Annotated in this window: 17 protein-coding genes; 6 read left to right on the top strand and 11 right to left on the bottom strand. The window is 47.8% G+C overall.

The window, feature by feature from the left end; genetic code table 11:
• Positions 1–19 precede the first annotated feature (19 nt).
• From nuoI to BM283_RS07620, 6 genes are all read left to right on the top strand, one after another.
• On the top strand, positions 20–559 hold the full coding sequence (gene nuoI, locus BM283_RS07645) for an NADH-quinone oxidoreductase subunit NuoI (RefSeq protein ID WP_090691637.1): 540 nt from the start codon (positions 20–22) through the stop codon (positions 557–559).
• Between the two features lie 183 nt (positions 560–742).
• Positions 743–1,249 carry an NADH-quinone oxidoreductase subunit J family protein gene (locus tag BM283_RS07640; RefSeq protein ID WP_090691633.1) on the top strand — a complete coding sequence of 169 codons (507 nt, stop codon included), beginning with the start codon at positions 743–745 and terminating at the stop codon, positions 1,247–1,249.
• Positions 1,246–1,569: an NADH-quinone oxidoreductase subunit NuoK gene (gene nuoK, locus BM283_RS07635; RefSeq protein WP_090691629.1), complete on the top strand. Its 324-nt coding sequence runs from the start codon at positions 1,246–1,248 to the stop codon at positions 1,567–1,569. Before BM283_RS07640 ends, nuoK begins: the two co-directional genes overlap by 4 nt.
• Positions 1,566–3,503 carry an NADH-quinone oxidoreductase subunit L gene (gene nuoL, locus BM283_RS07630; protein WP_090691627.1) on the top strand — a complete coding sequence of 646 codons (1,938 nt, stop codon included), beginning with the start codon at positions 1,566–1,568 and terminating at the stop codon, positions 3,501–3,503. The genes nuoK and nuoL overlap by 4 nt, the downstream gene beginning before the upstream one ends.
• 10 nt (positions 3,504–3,513) lie before the next feature.
• Positions 3,514–5,013: a complex I subunit 4 family protein gene (locus BM283_RS07625; protein WP_090691624.1), complete on the top strand. Its 1,500-nt coding sequence runs from the start codon at positions 3,514–3,516 to the stop codon at positions 5,011–5,013.
• Positions 5,000–6,403: an NADH-quinone oxidoreductase subunit N gene (locus tag BM283_RS07620; protein ID WP_090691619.1), complete on the top strand. Its 1,404-nt coding sequence runs from the start codon at positions 5,000–5,002 to the stop codon at positions 6,401–6,403. Before BM283_RS07625 ends, BM283_RS07620 begins: the two co-directional genes overlap by 14 nt.
• A gap of 85 nt (positions 6,404–6,488) precedes the next feature.
• On the opposite strand, the gene BM283_RS07615 is transcribed toward BM283_RS07620, so the two are convergent.
• The 11 genes from BM283_RS07615 to BM283_RS07565 all read right to left on the bottom strand — a co-directional run bounded on the left by BM283_RS07615 (position 6,489) and on the right by BM283_RS07565 (position 18,363).
• Positions 6,489–7,373, bottom strand: a complete 885-nt coding sequence (locus BM283_RS07615; protein WP_090691616.1) for a F0F1 ATP synthase subunit gamma — start codon at positions 7,371–7,373, stop codon at positions 6,489–6,491.
• Positions 7,346–8,848, bottom strand: a complete 1,503-nt coding sequence (locus BM283_RS07610; protein ID WP_090691613.1) for a F0F1 ATP synthase subunit alpha — start codon at positions 8,846–8,848, stop codon at positions 7,346–7,348. The genes BM283_RS07615 and BM283_RS07610 overlap by 28 nt, the downstream gene beginning before the upstream one ends.
• Entirely contained in the window at positions 8,829–9,587 is a 759-nt protein-coding gene (locus BM283_RS07605; protein WP_175492064.1) for a F0F1 ATP synthase subunit delta, read from the bottom strand. Before BM283_RS07605 ends, BM283_RS07610 begins: the two co-directional genes overlap by 20 nt.
• A gap of 15 nt (positions 9,588–9,602) precedes the next feature.
• Positions 9,603–9,863, bottom strand: coding sequence for an ATP synthase F0 subunit C (gene atpE / locus BM283_RS07600; RefSeq protein WP_368086411.1), 261 nt, complete (start codon positions 9,861–9,863; stop codon positions 9,603–9,605).
• A 5-nt stretch (positions 9,864–9,868) separates the two neighbouring features.
• On the bottom strand, positions 9,869–10,540 hold the full coding sequence (locus BM283_RS07595) for a F0F1 ATP synthase subunit A (protein WP_090691608.1): 672 nt from the start codon (positions 10,538–10,540) through the stop codon (positions 9,869–9,871).
• On the bottom strand, positions 10,540–10,812 hold the full coding sequence (locus BM283_RS07590) for an AtpZ/AtpI family protein (protein ID WP_074666708.1): 273 nt from the start codon (positions 10,810–10,812) through the stop codon (positions 10,540–10,542). Before BM283_RS07590 ends, BM283_RS07595 begins: the two co-directional genes overlap by 1 nt.
• A 9-nt stretch (positions 10,813–10,821) precedes the next feature.
• Positions 10,822–11,232 carry a F0F1 ATP synthase subunit delta/epsilon gene (locus BM283_RS07585; RefSeq protein ID WP_090691606.1) on the bottom strand — a complete coding sequence of 137 codons (411 nt, stop codon included), beginning with the start codon at positions 11,230–11,232 and terminating at the stop codon, positions 10,822–10,824.
• 4 nt (positions 11,233–11,236) lie between these two features.
• Entirely contained in the window at positions 11,237–12,619 is a 1,383-nt protein-coding gene (gene atpD, locus BM283_RS07580) for a F0F1 ATP synthase subunit beta (protein WP_254776275.1), read from the bottom strand.
• A 321-nt stretch (positions 12,620–12,940) separates the two neighbouring features.
• The gene (locus BM283_RS07575; protein ID WP_090691605.1) at positions 12,941–15,406 is read right to left on the bottom strand and encodes an EAL domain-containing protein; all 2,466 of its coding nucleotides are present in this window, start codon (positions 15,404–15,406) and stop codon (positions 12,941–12,943) included.
• Between the two features lie 31 nt (positions 15,407–15,437).
• On the bottom strand, positions 15,438–15,878 hold the full coding sequence (locus BM283_RS07570; RefSeq protein ID WP_090691604.1) for a response regulator: 441 nt from the start codon (positions 15,876–15,878) through the stop codon (positions 15,438–15,440).
• Complete coding sequence (locus BM283_RS07565) at positions 15,868–18,363, bottom strand: sensor histidine kinase (RefSeq protein WP_175492063.1); 2,496 nt, start codon at positions 18,361–18,363, stop codon at positions 15,868–15,870. The genes BM283_RS07570 and BM283_RS07565 overlap by 11 nt, the downstream gene beginning before the upstream one ends.
• Positions 18,364–18,903 lie beyond the last annotated feature (540 nt).

Below are 18,903 nucleotides of genomic sequence, written 5' to 3'. Positions count from 1 at the left end.
ATGATGAGTTGCTCAACAGATGAATAAACAGATTCCAACTCTACTTATCAGGCTATGGCGTTCGCTGTGGGCGACTCTGCGCCATGCCTGGGTAAAGCGTGAGACGGTGCCTTACCCGGAAATCAAGCGATCCCTGCCCGGACGATGGCGTGGCCGCATCGTACTGACCCGCGATCCTGATGGTGAGGAACGTTGCGTAGCCTGTTATTTATGTTCAGCGGTATGTCCGGTGGACTGCATCCACTTGCAAGCTGCGCAGCTGGACAACGGCCGGCGTTATCCTGAAACATTTCGTATCGATTTCAGCCGTTGTATCTTTTGTGGCTTTTGTGAAGAGGCCTGCCCGACGCTGGCGATACAGCTTACGCCGGATTTCGAGATGTGCGAGCAAAGCCATGGTGAACTGGTGTACGAGAAAAAGCAACTGCTGATTGAAGATCAGGGCAAGCACCCCGGTTACAATTTTTACCGCCATGCTGGCATCGCCATCCCTGGTAAAGCCATCGGCGGGGGTGTCAGCGATACACCACCGGTAGATCATGATACTAATTTGCCCTAGTAAGCACTAAGGGAACATAACTGGCTTGAATGTCATTCCATTTCCAAATCAAACATGACGCGGAGGTGAAGCCGACAAAGTCAATTTTGATTACAAATGGAATGAGAAGGCATCGAGTAACAGCACACAAAGATAGGAAAACGACCATGATGAGCAGCACAACCAGTTCGGCAGGATCAGCCTATGTATGAATTCATTTTTTATTGTTCTTCCGTTGTTGCAGTGGTTGCCGCAGGTGCCATCCTGGTCGTGCGTCAGCCAGTTCATGCTGTCCTCTACCTGATCGTGTCACTGCTGGCTTTGGCATTGTTGTTTTTCCTGCTTGGTGCGCCCCTGTTGGCGGCATTCCAGGTCATGCTATACGCTGGTGCGATCATGGTATTGTTCCTGTTCATGATGATGGTGATGAATTTACGCATTGAAAGAAATCGATCACTGCGAAATCGGTCACTGTTGCGCCCTGCCAGTTGGGGAGGAATCGCATTATTGGCGCTGCTACTGTGGTTGATACTCTTACTGTTATTTAGCAGATCATCATTCAATGAGATAGACAGCATTACGGTGATCGGCCCTACGGCGGTGGGGAATGCGCTGTTTGGTCCCTACCTGATGATGGTGGAAGCCGCTGCCATTTTATTGCTGGCGGCCTTGGTGGCTGCCCTCTATCTCAGTCAAAGGGGAAAACGATGATCCCGCTCAGCCACAGCCTGGCTATTGCCGCCCTATTATTTGTACTCGGTCTCGCTGTGGTGTTATTGCGGCGGGAGCTGCTGTTTATATTAATTGGACTAGAGGTGATGCTCAATGGTGTAGCCTTAACGGCGACAGCAGCAGGCCAATACTGGGGTAATGCCGATGGTCAGGTACTGGTAATCATGCTGATGACAGTCACTGCTGCAGAAGTCGCAGTGGCATTGATCCTGGTATGGCTGGCTTTTGATCACTACAGGGCAGCGCGCGTTGAAGCACTCACCCAACTCAGGGAAGAGACTGAAAGGAGGACCTCGTGAATCAATGGCTATGGCTGATTCCCGGCACACCCTTGCTTGGATCGCTCGTAATCGCCTTACTTGGAGGCCTGCTGCGGCGGGAACATATCGCCGTATTAGCCTGCCTTGCTGCAGCCGCTGCTTTCCTGGTAGTGCTGTTGGCATGGCTGGCTGGAGCTGCCAGCCAACCGTTACAGCAAACGCTTTATACCTGGGTGGCAGTGGGTGACTGGCGGCCGATGTTCGGTTTCATGCTTGATCGCCTTGCTTTGGTCATGGTGAGTATCGTCAGCGGTGTAGGCCTGTTGGTTCATCTTTATTCAGTGTCTTTTATGGCTGAAGAAACTGATCAGCGTCGTTATTATTTTTTTCTCAATCTGTTCTTAGCCGGCATGCTGTTACTGGTGCTGGCTGATAATCTGCTGCTGCTCTATCTGGGCTGGGAACTGGTTGGACTGTGCTCCTATGCCTTGATTGGTTTCTGGTATCGAGATCCCGTGTGTAGCAACGCTGGACGCAAAGCGTTTATTGTCACCCGTATTGGTGATACCGCACTGGCGCTCGGTATCTTTCTGCTATTCAGTCAATTTCACGAATTATCATTATCCGCCTTGCTCACTGATGCCGCTGCTCAGTGGGAAAAGGGCTCCGCCCTGGCTACCGTGGCAACGTTGTTAATCCTGGGTGGCGCCGTGGGTAAGTCAGCACAGTTACCTCTCCAGGTCTGGCTGCCAGATGCCATGGCCGGTCCCAGCCCGGTTTCTGCTTTGATGCACGCCGCAACCATGGTTACCGCCGGGGTTTATTTGATCGCACGCACTCATCCCTTATTTGAGCTGGCGCCTCAGACACAATGGCTGGTGGCAGCGATCGGCGCATTGACCATTGTGTATGGCGCCAGTGCTGCGTTAGCACAAATAGACTTCAAAAAGGTGTTAGCCTATTCCACTATCAGCCAGATAGGCTACATGTTCCTGGCGCTGGGCTGCGGAGCTTATGCCTTGGCACTGTTCCACCTCACGACTCATGCCTTTTTCAAGGCGTTACTGTTTCTGTCGGCAGGAGCTGTCATCCAGGCCAGCAGGGATGAGCACGATATAAATAAGTTGGGCAAGATCGGACACCACCCCCCTCTGGCTCGCTGGACATTTCTGGCTGGTGCTGCCTCATTGGCAGGCGTGCCTGTCGTCACTGCCGGCTTTTATAGCAAAGACGCGATTCTGGCCACCGCATGGTCGGCACCAGCTGGCCCGCTGCTGTGGACCTTCGCTGCCTTCGGCGCCCTGCTGACAGCGATCTACATCTTTCGCGTTTATTTAATTGTCTTCCATGGTGCAGCCCCCCAGACCTCCACTTTATCCCTCCCCTATCCCATGTCAGTGCCCCTACTTATCTTGGCATTGCTCAGTATTATTAGCGGCTTCATCGAATTACCGGAAGGCTGGCCCGGTCCTCATCTTTGGAGTCCATGGTTCGAAGAAGAGCTCGGTTTAGCGACTTTCCCTTCGCTAACCATTACCTACATGCTTCAGCTTATTGCTGCTCTGTTGCCATTTATCGGTATGGGCCTCGCCTGCGTGTTAATCCGTCGCGAACGGGCCAATCAACCGCTGCCCTTAGCGAACTTTTTACGTTGCGGCTGGAATTTTGATGCTTTCTACCAGGCTACCCTGGCGCGTCCTTACTACGCTCTTGCCAGAGGATTGCGAGGCATTGTGGAAACTCTGCTGATTGAAGGCGCACTCACCAGGATAACGTGCGGTTTGCTGGCCTTTGCCACCTTCTGCCGCAAAGGGGTGGAATACAATGTGTTAGAAGTGAGTATCTCACGCCTGGTGGCAACGCTGCGCTTCGCTTATACGCTGCTTGGCACCACCCAGAATGGTGTTCTGAGCCGCTATGCCTTGGTAATAAGTACAGGTGCCGTGTTCTTCCTGGGATATTGGTTATGGTGAGGATAACGTTATGTACTGGTTAAGCGTGTTGATATTTCTACCCGTGTTGGGTGCACTCTGGATCGGCGTAATCGGGCGTAATAAAACAGACTTTACACGTTGGGCCGCGCTAGCGGTTACCAGTACAGAGCTGTTGATTGCACTTGGCTTGTGGTGGAATGCCGCCCCCAACGCAGAAGGCTATTATTACCTCATGCGTGTTCCCTGGATCCCTGCTATGGGGATTCAGTTTTTATTGGGTATGGATGGGATCAGTCTGTTGTTAGTGCTGCTGACCGCACTGCTTGGCCCTGTGGCCGTGTTGGTCTCGTGGCACGCAATCAAGCAGAACTGGTCTGCTTTTGCCGCTCTGCTGCTCGCTACCCAGACGGGAATCATGGGAGTTTTCCTGTCACTGGACTTGGTGCTGTTCTATGTATTCTGGGAACTGATGCTCGTGCCAATGTATTTTCTGATAGGACTATGGGGCCACGAACGCAGACTCTACGCTGCTTACAAGTTTTTTCTTTTCACGCTTACCGGTTCGTTGTTGATGCTGATAGCCATCCTCGGACTGTACTTTATTCATGGCGAGCAAACCGGTATTTACACATTCGATTACTTCGAGTTGTTGCAGATTAATCTGCCAGGTAAGACCGAGCTGTGGTTGATGCTGGGGTTTTTTGTGGCTTTTGCTGTCAAGATTCCGTTGTTTCCGATCCATAGCTGGCTGCCTGATGCGCATACTGAAGCGCCAACTGCGGGCAGCATTTTTCTCGCAGGGCTCTTACTGAAGACCGGTGCTTATGGCTTGTTGCGTTTCTGTCTGCCGCTGTTTCCTGAGGCTTCCTTAGACTTTGCGCCCATTGGCATGACCCTGGGGGTAATCGGCATCCTCTACGGCGCTTTGCTGGCCTTGGTCCAGGAAGACATGAAGCGCCTCATTGCCTACTCTTCTATCAGCCACCTGGGTTTCGTAGTATTTGGCATCTATGCCTGGAATCAGGAAGGTTTGAATGGTGCCGTGCTTCTGATGCTGGCCCACGGCGTGACAACAGGCGCGATGTTTGCCATGATTGGCATGCTGCAAGAGCGCTCCGGCACCCGTTTACTCACACAGTTAGGGGGATTGTTATCGCCACTGCCCCGCCTGGCTTCGCTCCTGTTGCTCTTCACCCTTTCTGCCATGAGTATGCCAGGACTGGCCAACTTTATCGGTGAATTTCTGGTTCTTGCCGGCGTATTTCAGATCTCTGCCGGGTTTGCCTTTGCAGGTGCCCTGGGCATTATTACTGGCGTGGTTTACCTGCTGTGGATGTATCAGCGCGCCATGCTGGGGGAGATCACTGTTCAACGTCTATGGACTGACCTTAACCGTCGTGAAACTGTTCTGCTGGGAGCTTTGGCATTAGCCGTACTGTGGCTAGGTCTGTATCCTGCGCCTTTCCTTGACAACCTGCAAATTCCCGTGACTGCTCTTATCGAAGCGAAAAACGCTGTACCTACTGGATCGATTAATGCACTCCGCTGACCTGATCAATCTTCTCCCTTACTTGTTGCCAGCAACGGGTGGCCTGGTCATATTGATATTGAGTATCTGGCCAAAGCGTGTTTCCACCCGATTCTTATCGACGACCGCCCTGACTTTCCTATTGCTGGGGGCTACCGCCACCTTACTGTGGCAAGTCCCTGGCGCAGTCGGCAGCCTGCTGGTAATTGACGAAATCAGCCGTATATTTACGCTATTTTTCATGTTGGGCGCGGCAGCCATCATGCTGCTATCCTTCGGTTATGCCCCCATCCGCAATGAACTCCATGAAGAATACTTGAGTCTGATCCTCTTTGCTACCTCAGGAATGGCACTCCTTGTAAGCTCAAACAATCTTGTCAGTGCCTTTGTCGGTCTGGAAATGCTGGCTGTACCGCTTTATGCCCTCATCGCGTGGCAACCAACGAGGTACGGCGCAATCGAAGGTGGCATAAAATATGCTGTGCTTGCCAGCTTTGCCGCTGCATTTTTTCTTTACGGCGTTGCTCTGGCCTATGCCAGCGGCGGCACATTGGATCTAGCTGAGCTGAATACAATCGCTAGCAGTGCCTCTTTACTGCCAGTCGCCATTACCCTGATCCTGATTGGGATAGGATTCAAAGTGGCTTTGGCGCCATTTCATATGTGGGCGCCTGACATCTACCAAGCGGCTCCTTCTCCCATAACAGCCCTGTTCGCGAGTCTCAGCAAGGCAGCCACGCTGGTGTTCCTGATCCGGTTATTATGTTTACAATTGCCCCTTATCTGGGAGGCATTGCTGCCCTTATTATGGGGAATTGCCCTGATCAGTATGATCGTAGGTAATTTATTGGCGCTGCATCAGCAGAATTTGAAAAGGTTACTCGCCTATTCCTCTGTCGCTCATCTCGGCTATATTCTGGTAGCACTGTCAGCAGGTAATTCTGCAGGCCGCGATGCCGCTATTTATTATGCTGTTACTCTAGCTATCATGAACTTGGGCGTCTTTGCTGTCATCGTTGCGTTCACGCGCCGTGATCAGGATCGTGAAAATTTGACAGATTATCGCGGGCTGGGGCGTCGTTATCCTGTGTTAGGCATCGGCATGGGAATTTGCCTGCTCGCCCTCGCCGGGCTGCCGCCGACAGCTGGCTTTATGGCCAAGCTATTCGCCTTTGGTGCAGCGATTGAAGCCGGTAATGTCATACTGGCAATCGTAGCGGTCATCAACACAGCGCTTGCTTTTTTTTATTATTTACGAGTCATCGGGGTATTATTTAGTGAGGAAGAAACTGCTGTAGGCACCTCCCTAACGGCACAGGGCCCATTGATGGTCATCATCATAGCGATGATCCTGGTTATCGGACTTGGCATTTTCCCGCAGTGGCTACTGGGGTTGCTTGAGCCACCTTGAAATCCGGCACTCTTCCACAAATTGTCACCAGAAACCTCTGTTCATAGTAGGAGGATTACCAGAAATAGCCGTCACGGCAGAAGGCCTACGAGATGGCTTTCGATTGTAATTTATCATTACTCGATAATACCTCCGTACTCAGCAAAATAATTTCGATTTCATTGATAATCTCCTCCTGGCGCAACCTATTCGCCCTCATCCGCAATCTTGCCGTATCCTTCTCCAGATGATGGATAGCACTATCCATGTGAGCCAGCCGCTTACGATTTTCCATCATGAACGACGAATAAAATACTTCATGTAATAGCATATAAAGATACTGATCAGTCAGTTTAGTCAGAAATTGTGCTGACTTCAGATACAACAGAGGGGGATGAGAATAAGTTACTTCTGCTTCAGGTAATGACAGGGGCAATAACTGGCGTAGCCTGATTTGTTCACTTTCATCGTCAAAATAAAGCACGCTGATCTGCCCTATTTTTGAGGACGCAGCCTGCTGCAATCTGTTCAGCACTTCAATCAATCGTCGTAACGTCATCGGCACCTCTTCTGCTACACTATGGCTTTCAATCAATGTGGCCATACCAAGGTTCTCGAGTAACTTGCTCTCAAGCTTGCGTCCCACCGCCACCAGCAAAGTTTCTCTTTGGGGTTGTTGACTGTTTAAGAATGAAACTAATGCTTCATTATAATCACCGCAAAAACCGCGTTCTGAGCCAACAATAATCAACAGTTGCTGATGGTCCGGTTGAGCCTGGATTTGTGGATAAAAATGCAGGAAATCCTGTGCCGCCCTCTCAATACTAGTAGTAACTCGACGTTGTGTATCGAGAAACATTTCCAGTTTACGGATTTCAAGCAAAGCGAGGTTTTTCATCGTTTTCATGATACCGTGGATCTCGTCCAGCGTCGCCAGCCGCTCTTTTACCTGCCGTCGCTTACTCATTCCATACCTATTTTGCTCAGCCATTTATGAATCAGGATTTTCCACTGCTCGTGACCTTCCTCAATACTCAGCTTGGTACGTGCGATTTGTTCCTGCAGAAATTGCAGGCATGGTTTGACCTGATCCAGCTCAAGCTGGTCAAACATTCCTTCGTTATAAGCAACCAGCCAACTCATCTGGAATTCAATCGCTAGCGGAGTAAGCAGATCTTGCTTGAGTATCTCTCGTAATATCTGACCACGCCGTATACGTGCCTCCATCGAGGGCTCGAGCCGCGAGCCAAAGCGTGTAAATACTTCGAGCTCAAGAAACTGCAAATAATCCAGCTTCATTCGTCCGGCTTCCTTTTTAATGTTAGGATGCTGCGCATTCCCTCCAATACGTGATACCGAACGCTTGACGTCGATGGCCGGCAGGAAAGCACGGGCAAATAATGCTTGATCGAGATAAACCTGTCCATCGGTAATGGAAATCAGATTAGTGGGAATATAGGAAGCGATTTCACCCTGTTCTGTCTCTATAATCGGCAGAGCAGTCATACTGCCCCCTCCCTGTTTGGATGACAGACGGGTAGAACGCTCCAACAGGCGAGAATGCAAGAAGAAAATATCGCCGGGATAAGCCTCGCGGCCAGGCGGTCTGCGCAACAGCAAAGAAAGTTCGCGATAGCTCCTGGCATGCGTGCTTAGGTCGTCATAGACCACGAGCGTATCATAACCTTCTGCCATCCAGGCCTCTGCTACCGTGCAACCGGCAAAGGGCGCCAGATATTTTAATCCAGGCATGGCATTTGCTTCTGCCACCACCAGCACGGTATGACTCAATGCTTGATGACGCTGCAGAATTTCGATGGTATGCACCACAGTGGAACGCTTCTGGCCGATTAAGACATACACACAATAAACATTCTTGTCACGCTGATTAATAACCGTATCTATGGCGAGCGAGCTTTTACCCGTGCCATTATCCCCGATGATCAATTGACGTTGACCTTTGCCCACCGGAATCATGGTATCGATCATTTTGTTGCCGGTATACAGCGGCTGTGCCACAAAATCACGGGCAATAATGGGGGGGGAGCGCACATCCAGCAGGCGATAGTGATCGAATTGAATGGGACCGATATCATCAAGCGGCACACCCAACGGATCGATCACGCGCCCCAGTAGGGCACGACCTACTCCAATACTCAAACGTCTTCCTGTCAGAAAAACAGAGGTGCCCGCTGTCAATTGGCTGGTTTGTCGCAGCAGGATAGCGCCCACCCGATCACGGCCAAGGTGGAACACCAAGGCACTGCTCCCATCTTCCAGCTGGACCACATCCTCCATACGCGCAGAAGGTAATCCATTAATCCAGGCAATCCCATCCCCCACCGAAACGACCGTACCTTGCTCGGATAAACGAAGGCCATACCGGTACCGTGTTAACCACTCAGCTTGCCGGGTGAATAGAGAATCACCCGAAGAATTGTCAGTACTAGCTTCCTGCTGTCGCATGCTGCAAAGATCCACTAAAAAATTTTAATTCATCACGTAAATTAGCATGCAGCATCCAGGGACCTATCATTATCTGAAATCCTGCGAGCAAAGCAGGATTCACCTGAAATTCGATTGGCAACTGTCTGCCAGTGATATCAGATAAGTGATGTGTTAATTCAGCTTGTTTTTTTTCATCCAGTGGAAAGGCACTTTGGATTTTTATCTGTAACTCCGGTACTGCTGTGGCTTCGGTAATGACGTGCTTATTTTCTTTGCTCAGAGCGTGTAAATCTTCCAGTAACAATACATAAAGATTCGCCTCCAATTCAGGTGAGGCAAGGCGAGAAAGTAATTTAGTCGTAAATGAGAGGCCTTGTGCAATACCTTGTGCTTCCATCCTGCGTTCAAATTCACTTTTGGCACGCTCATCCAGCACCTTGTGCCGTTCTGCTTCTTCATTGATTTGAGCATTCAGCTCAACCAGTTTATTTTCGCGCATTGCCGCCAGCTCCGCCATCAGGCGGGCTTCAGCCTCTTCTTTTTCCCGTTCCCATTCAGCCAGAAATTTTTCATGTTGTTGCTTAAGCTTATCTGCCTCGACTTTGATCTGCTGCGCATCAGCCAGAGTCTTTTCGATACCCGCGCGACGTTTGCCAATAATCTCCAGGATAGGTTGATACAAAAAATGCTTTAAGATCCAGACAAGCACCAGAAAGTTGATAATTTCAAGGATGAAGGTTGTCCAGTCAAAATTCACGCATTCACCTGACACTCATCGGTTAATGAGATATTCGAGCAGCGGGTTACGGAACAGGATAATGAGCACAATGACCAGCACATAAATAGCCAATGATTCAATCATCGCCAGACCGATAAAAAGGGTACGCATAATAGCTTTTTCTGCTTCTGGTTGACGAGCAAGCGAATCCAGCGCCTGGCTGATTGCCCGCCCCATCGCTATCGCTGGGAACATCATGCCAATCGCAACCGCTAATGCTGCGCCAATGGTAGAAAATATCGTAAACCAGGACAAATCACTCACAAGCTATCTCCTTTTTCATTTTGTTGAGATTGCATGGCGCCAGCAACATAAATCAGGGCTAACATACCGAAAATGTAGGCCTGAACCAATGCTTCAACAATATGCAGCATTAACAGCGGTACCGGCACCAGCAGGCCAGCCACTAATAGAACCAGCAATGCCACCAGTTCGAGGCTCATAATGTTGCCAAATAAACGTACTGCTAGTGCAACTGTGCGCGTGACCTCACTGATCAAGTGAAATGGTAATAAGATGGGAGAAGGGCTGAGATAGTGCTTTAAATAACGTATTCCCTCATTACGTACCCCAAACCAATGGACTGACAAGAAAACCAATATCGCTAGACCTGCGGTTACCGATAAATTGCCAGTGGGAGCGTGGAGCTCGGGAACAATGCCGACAAGATTGGCAATGACGATATAAATCCATAACGTTCCGATAAATGGCAGCATTTGCTGCGCATAGCCCGGGGATACGGCTTCGATGCTTTCCTCAATTAACAAAATGATTCCCTCCAGCATGGTCTGTACGGGTCCAGGATCGAGTGACAACCTGCGTGTGGCAAGCCAGCAGAATACACCCAACAATAACATAATACCCCAGGTAGTCACCACAATGGAGGTAATCGCAAAAGGCCCAGCATAAAATACGACAGCAGCTTCTTCCATCAGTCGTGCTTCCGCACATATAAATAAACGTTAACCATACCCACTATAATCCCCAAAATAAGGAGTCCTATGGTCCAATGAACAGAATAGCCTTGCGCCCTATCATCCAACCAGTTACCAAGATAGACACCAACGAGGATGGGCAGTATGAATAATAAGGAAAGTGTTCCCAAAAATATGGATTGAGCAAGCAGAGTAGGACGGTCCTGCTGTGCACGTTGCATCCGTTTCACTTGGCGCTCCACTGATTTACGTAACTGTTCGTTGTTCATAATTTATTTTCAGACCGTTTGGCTACCAAGCTGCCCAATTTGCCATAAACGCCGGAACATCTCCTGCTCCAGATGAGCGAGGCTATCTTTTAGCTCTCGTAATGCTTCCTCTTCTTTGAGTAACTGCTCCAGCAAGCCCTTACTAATGCGCTGATAATCTTCATCTTGCAGGAAGTGGCGTGTACTGAGATAGAGATGATTTTTGGCGAAATAAAGGATGCCACCAGGTAGCGCAAGAAAAATCCAGCCGCCATCTTGTAGTTGGTAGCGCGCCAACCCGTAGTCCATTGCCGTCATCATACGTTCATGATTCGCAAGAATGCCAAAACTGCCAGTACTATCCTCTCCTATAAAGCTGATCACGTTGTCAGCGTATATATATTGCGTCGCACTCTGGACATGCAAATTGAAAGTCTTCATATTTTTATTGTTGCATTGATCCTCGCATATAGCATTGCTCTTCCGGGATGGCATCATAATCACCGCGCAAAAAGGTCTCGCAATCAGTCAATGTCATGTCAAGTGTCACTGACACGCCAGGCACGCCCGTGTGCGAAGCCATGACATGGAATGGCTGCGTTAAATATCGTTGCAGCTTGCGGGCACGCATCACAATACGCTGATCTTTCTGGGAGAGCGCCTCTAGACCCAGCATGGCAATAATATCTTCCAATTCCTGATAGCGCGCAAGATGTTCACGGACCCCTTCAGCCACACTATAGTGCCGATCACCGAGAAAGGTACGATTCATCATTTTGCTCACTGACTGCAAAGGATCGACTGTCGGGTAAATGCCCTTGGCTGCCTGACTTCGAGACAGGATAACAGTTGTATCCAGATGCGTTAGAATGGTGCTGACAGCGGGATCAGTCATATCATCTGCAGGCACATATACTGCCTCCACTGCGGTAATATTTCCACCACGCGTTGAGATGATACGCTCTTGCAATTCTGCCACTTCGCTCATTAAAGTAGGTTGATAACCAACCGTAGCAGGCATTCGCCCGAGTAATCCAGAAATTTCACTTCCTGCCTGGACAAACCGAAAAATGTTATCTATCATTAATAGCACTTCTTTGCCTAGGGTATCCCGCAGATATTCGGCATAGGTTAAAGCAGATAAGCCCACACGGAAACGCACACCAGGCGATTCATCCATTTGACCGAACATCATCAGTGCGCGTGGCATGACGCCGGATTCCTGCATTTGGTGCCATAATTCATGGCCTTCACGGATACGCTCCCCCACTCCCGCAAATACTGACACCCCCTGATGTAAATTAACGATGGCATGCATAAACTCCATAATCAGGACCGTCTTTCCCACACCCGCGCCACCAAACAAGCCGGTTTTTCCCCCTTTAATAAAGGGGCAAAGCAAATCAATGACTTTGATACCCGACTCGAGAATTCCGCCAGCTGGCACTGTTTCAGATAATAATGCAGGAGGAGCAATAATGCTCCGCATCTCTTCTGTTTCGAGCGGCGGCCCACCATCGAGCGGCATGCCAAACATATTCAGCATCCGATTCAGGCAATCCGGTGTTACTGGAACGCGTAAGGGAGCGCCGCTATCAAAAACAGATAAACCCCGCTTGAGACCACTTGTCGGATGCAAAGCAATGGCACGCACGCGTTGTTCGTCCAGATGGCGATAAACCTCAAAAGGATAAAATTCATGATCAGTTATGCTAAACAGCGCCTGATGCAGGGAGGGTAAACGTTTACAAAACACGTCAACCACTGGTCCATGAATTTCCTCTATTATTCCAAGTGGATCTTTTGCTGACTGCATTGATGGGATCATCTGTTCCATCGGAAAAACTCCCTCAGTTACAGTTGTACTCAATGACTGCTTTTTTTATTGCTGAATTGAAGACTAGCGACTTATATATTAGATCCGTCAGCAATAATCGTCTAGTCTGAAAGAAATTAAATGAACTACGGAAAATTATGGTTTATTCCATTTCCCAATCAAAACTGGCTTTGTCGGCTTCACCTTGCCCTACGACTGATACAGCCTGCGGTTCGCCTTCGCGTCGTGTTTGATTGGGAAATGGAATTAGATTGTTAAGTCAGTCCTTCAAAGATACCAGAGCTTATCTCTCCTTACGAAAGCATCACCAACTCACTTTGTTTTTTCATGTAATACATTGGCAAGTTCAGGCATGGGCAAAGGTCGACAAAAATAATACCCTTGCACCAGATCACAATCGTGTGTGCGTAGGAATTCAAGTTGGCCACTCGTTTCTACACCTTCTGCTGTTACTTCCATATCAAGCTTATGCGCAAGAGAAATACTCGCCTCAACGATCGCTGCATCACCCGAATGATCAGTTAAGTCAGTCATAAAAGTCTGATCAATTTTCAATGCATCCAGTGGGAAACGTTTCAAATAAGCCAGTGAAGAGTAACCTGTTCCAAAATCATCCACAGCGATCCGTACACCCAATGCATTGATTGACTCCAGTACTTCGGCCGCGCCAGCTGGATCACGCATCAAGATATTTTCGGTAATTTCCAGTTCAAGCACATGCTTGGGCATCTCTTCATCGCGTAATGCATACCGTATCTTATCAAGCAAATCGATATCATTAAATTGAGTAGCAGAAACATTAACAGAAACACGGATGTCGTTGAACCCCGCTGCTCGCCAATCGCGATGCGCTTTACAAGCTTGGCGCAAGACCCATTCACCCACTGAAATGATCATCCCTGACCTTTCCAAAAGAGGGATAAAATCAGCAGGAGGCACGAGCCCACGCACAGGATGGTGCCATCGAATCAATCCTTCGGTTCCAATCACGCGGTTATTCCGAAGATCAATTTGCGGCTGATAATGCAGCACAAATTCATTTTGTGCCAAAGCACGTCGCAGATCTGCCTCCAAAGCTAGCAGCTCGTGACCACGGATATTCATATCCGATGCATAGAAACAGTATTGATTAGGTCCCATCGATTTTGCGCGGTACATAGCAGTATCAGCATGCCTCAACAAGTCTTCTATGCGGTCACCGTCATGTGGATAAAGGGCAATGCCAATACTGAACGTGACATAGACATCGTGGTTATGAATAATCACTGGATGTTTGAAAGCATTATATAGCTTGTTTAACACATCCAGTATATTTTCAGGATCCTTTAGCTCATTGATGACAATGGTGAATTCATCGCCCCCATGACGCGCAACGGTATCATTTGACCGCATACAGCTTTGCAGGCGCTGCGCGATCTGTTCAAGCAAGATATCCCCTGCTGTATGACCGAGGCTATCATTGATTCGTTTGAAGTTATCAAGATCGATAAATAGTACGGCAATATTATAATTGTGTCGTTGAGCATTCTTTAATGCTGAGGCAAAATGTTCAAGCAATAAAAAACGGTTTGGTAAACTGGTTAAACGATCGTGAGTAGCCTGATGCTGCAGTTCGGCCTCGAAGCGCTTCCGTTCCGAGATATCGCGTGCAGTCGTTGATAAATATTCAATAGTATCATCGCTCTCCTTATGGGCAAGCACTACCTGTGAAACCGGTAGCTTTTTTTTCCCGGGAATCTGTAATAGCGTTTCGCCACTCCAGCTACCCTGCTGCCGAGCTATCGCAAGAATCTCAGCAAATGGTTGCTGGTTCTTATCCGTAGCAAATAATTCCTGGATGGTATACCGGCTGATATCTTTTTCCACACTCAGCTCCAGCAATCGACGCCCTGATTCATTTAGATAGCGTAAATGACCCTCCGGCTCAAAAATAGCGACCAAATCGGGGGTGGCATTTAATATGGCAGTTAACCGCGTGCGCTCTTCTTCTACTTTAATACGAGAAGTGATATCTCTTCCAGTAGAAACAAAGTGAGTGATATGGCCTTGTTCATCTTTCAAAGGGGTGATAACTTGTTCCTCGTAAAATAACTCCCCATTTTTATGTCGGTTAACAAAGGTGGCTTGATAAACCTGACCACTCGAGATAGTTTGCCATAGTTGCAAATAAAAATTGTCGCCATGGAGACCCGAGTAAAGAAACGCAGGTGTTTTTCCTTTAACTTCTTCAGCGCTATAACCTGTTTGCTTCTCAAAGGCTGGGTTAACATATTCGATACGACCTGCGGGGTCGGTGATAAAAATACTGTCAGTTGCTTGATTGACTGCCAGCGACAATTTACGCAGTAACTGATTGAATTGACGATGCTCCCGGCGTTTCTGAGTTTCTTGCAGCTCGCGATTGACAGCAGGGAGTAAACGGTTGAGATTTCCCTTCATGACATAATCTTGAGCGCCCAGTTTCATGGCTTCTACTGCCACATCTTCACCGATCGCACCTGAAATGAAAATAAAAGGAATATCAGCATCTTGCTGACGAACGATTTCCAGCGCCCGAATACCACTAAACCCAGGCATGGAATAATCCGAAAAGATAATATCCCACGGCTTCTGTAATTCTGCGATTACACCTTTTTCAGTGTCTACCCGTTGCCAATCAAACTTGAACCCTTGTGACTCAAAATAATCAATTAGCAACAAAGCATCATCTTCTGCATCCTCTATAAACAAGAAGCGCAAGAATGGCAATTGCAGATGTTGTTTCCGGGTAGTTGACATACCTGGCTCCTCTTCTGTACTCTGTACACAGCTAGAGTTTATAGGGTGGTTCATTCACTGACAACCAATATTGCCCAAGCTGCCCGGCTACCCTGAGAAAATCATCGTAATCCACTGGTTTGCGTACATAACTATTGGTCCCCAGGGAATACGCTTTGAGCCGATCTTCATCCTCATTGGAGGAAGTCAAGATCACAATCGGTATCAGACGTGCGTGTTCATCAGCACGAACGCGACGTAATACTTCTAATCCATCTACCTTCGGTAGTTTAAGATCGAGTAGCATAAGTACCGGTAGTTGGGTCAGCTTCCGTCCTTCATACATTCCTTGCCCAAACAGGTAATCAAGCGCCTCCACACCGTTTTTTGCTAAAAATATCTTATTACGGATATGGTTAGCTTGCAGTGCATCGATCGTGAGTGTGGCATCGTCTTGATTGTCCTCTACCAGCATTATTACTTCAGTGTTCATATATTTCCTTCTCATTTAATGTGAAATAAAAAGTCGATCCTTGATCAATAGTACTTTCCGCCCAAATATCTCCACCATGCTTATGAATTACGCGTTGCACAGTGGCAAGTCCGATACCGGTACCCGGGAATTCGTGCGGATCATGCAACCGTTGAAAAACACCAAATAATTTATCAGCATAGGTCATATCGAAACCAGCACCATTGTCTCGGACAAAATAAATGATCCTCCCTTTGGTTATGTTGCACCCAACTTCAATCAAAGCCTGTGGGTTGTGAACGGTAAATTTCCAAGCATTACTCAGCAGATTATCCAACATGATGTGCAGTAATTGCGCATCACCACGGACAATCAAACCGGATTGTACCGTATATCGTACTTTTCGATCAGGTTCCATCTGTTGCAGCGTAGCTAGTATTTCATTTGCAAGCGACGTCAAATTGACCACCTCCCACTTAAGCTCGGTACGAGTGACGCGTGATAATTTGAGCAAACTATCAATGAGCTCAGCCATGCGCTGCGCAGCCAGCCGTATTCGCTTAAGTCGGTCACGCCCGCGTTGATCGAGCCGATCAGCATACTCATCGAGCAAAGTGCGACTGAAACCATCCAATGCGCGTAAAGGGGCTCGTAAATCATGGGAAACAGAATAACTGAATGCTTCCAGTTCGTGATTGATCGCTTCCAACTCGTTGGTGCGCAACCGAAGATTCTCATTCAGCAGCTTAATCTGCCACTCACTCTCCTTGCGTACACTGATATCTTCTACAATGCCATCAAAATAGATACCAATACTTTCATCCTTTTTCATCACTGCCGTCAATCCAGCATAGAATTCCCGACCTTTTAGTGTTTTCAAGCGCACCTCTTCTCCATAAACATACCCTTGGAGTAAAACTTTACCCATTAGTGCCTTACGTTCAGCAAGATCACAATAAAATTCACCAAAAGAGTGGGCGAGCAGCTGCTCGGAGGATTCAGCCTCGAACAGATTAACCATGGTAGGGTTTATTTCGAGGAAGCTTCCTTTTGCATCAGGCAGACTGCGGAAAACGCCCACAGGCAGATTATTCAGTAGCTCACGATAACGTTCCTGCACCCGTTGCCTGGCTATTTCTGCTTCCTTACGAGCGGAAATATCACGAATAATACTGGTAATCAAGGTACCTTGCTCTGTCTCAAGGGGATTTAAACTGATTTCAATCGGAAATTCACTGCCATCCTTGCGCCTGCCATAAAGTTCCATCCCACTGCTAACTGCCTGAGTTCCTGCATCAGCGATAAATTGATGCTGGAGAAGCGGATGCGCTTGATGAAACCGTTCTGGTATAAGTTGTAGCGCTGATTGACCCATTAACTCATTACGGTTATAGCCAAACCACTTCTCGGTCTGCGAATTCATTAAAGCAATCTGTCCAGCCTGATCCACCAGAAGGATAGCCTCGGGTGCGGATTCGAGTAATCTACGAAACTGGAGTTCGCTTCTTTGCACACGGCTCTCCGCCCGCCGACGTTGTAGTGCATAATGGGCGACTATTCCACTTAACAGCACAAGTAATATCGTCAGCAGCGCGCCTACCAAAGCCAGATTACGACCATATTCAGCAACACTCGCAGCAACGATTTTTGGGGGGACGTAAGAAACTAAAATCCATGTTTCGCCATTTTCGATATTCAAATCTGACGTAGGGCTTTGTATTTTTGACAAATTTACCTTAACGTAAGTAAAAAGTCCCTTTTCATGCATCCATTGGCCGATGGGTGAATCACGCGAAATAAACGACCATATCTCTTCACCAAATTTTTTCTCAAGGTTTTCTGTTCCTTGACTTCGGAACATAAAGCCGAGTTCCCCTGCCGGATGAGGTTCTAGTAACCATCTTCCCTGGTCGTTAACTAATCCCAGCTCGCCTACGGAAATATCAGAAATGGCTCGCAGGCGTCTCATTAATCTCTCCCCTTTATAGTTAAGGACGATGAGGCCGCGTAGTTCGTTGTTATTATCAAAAACGGGGGCACTGAATCGTACCGTTGGTTTGATGGGTTGTGCAATAACGCCACGCTCGATAGTGGGTTCAAACGGCGATATATAAATGGTCTTTGCACTCAGGGCAAGCGTTTTCTGCACAAAGTCGAGTTCAAATTGGTTTTGTAGCTGCTCTTGCGGTGTTATTGTTGGCTTACCTTCATAATTATAGATACGTGTTATTTCCTGACCTTGCTTATCGATGAAACGAACCTTTCCATAGAGTTGGCGAGATTGCAAAAAAGCCATCAAATCTTCGGTCAGGCGTGAATAGGCTGCGGAGTCACCCGTATCCAGCCATTGCCGCAATGAAGAGAGCTCTGCAAGATAAAGAGCATCACCCCGTAATACACCGAATGAATAATCGATGGCCTTCTCGCCCAGTTGTACAGACAGTCGCTCGTTTGCCTCAATAATTGCATTATTTGCATCATCGTAAGCATCGAACAGAAGCGACAATACAATTGTAAGTGATAGAAGAAGGGGGATGCATATAATCAGGAAATACTTTATAAACCTGTAGCGACTTCTATCTGATTTCATAAGCACTTTTTTTATCAATCCGACATTCAGATAAGCAAATCATTCACTCTCAAAAATGAAGAATATCCATCCATCACAATACCCTACACTATATCTAAAGTAAAAATGACTTTGTCGGCTTCACCTTGCCGCATGAGTGATCCTGTCTGTAGCTCGCGCCTTCGCGTTATTTTTCGATGTGGAATGGGAATTAATCGTCCGGGCAGTAAGTAGTATCGTAATCACTCGTACCATAAATTCGTTGATATAAATCAATATTTATTTAATTCAAACAAGAGTGGTGGAGATGGTGACTTGAGCATAAGATTCCCGAGTCATCATGCGATGAGCCAGATGAGCCAGTAAACCCCATTATCAATAAAGTAAATCATAATTGATGCTCCACTTGCTTTTCCTCTATATTCCATTGACACACTCGCCTGTTTATGTTGCACGAACCATACCGCTGACCTGTAC

Source organism: Nitrosomonas sp. Nm34, assembly GCF_900113925.1.
Lineage (GTDB): Bacteria > Pseudomonadota > Gammaproteobacteria > Burkholderiales > Nitrosomonadaceae > Nitrosomonas.
This window is presented reverse-complemented; position numbering and strand designations above follow the sequence as displayed.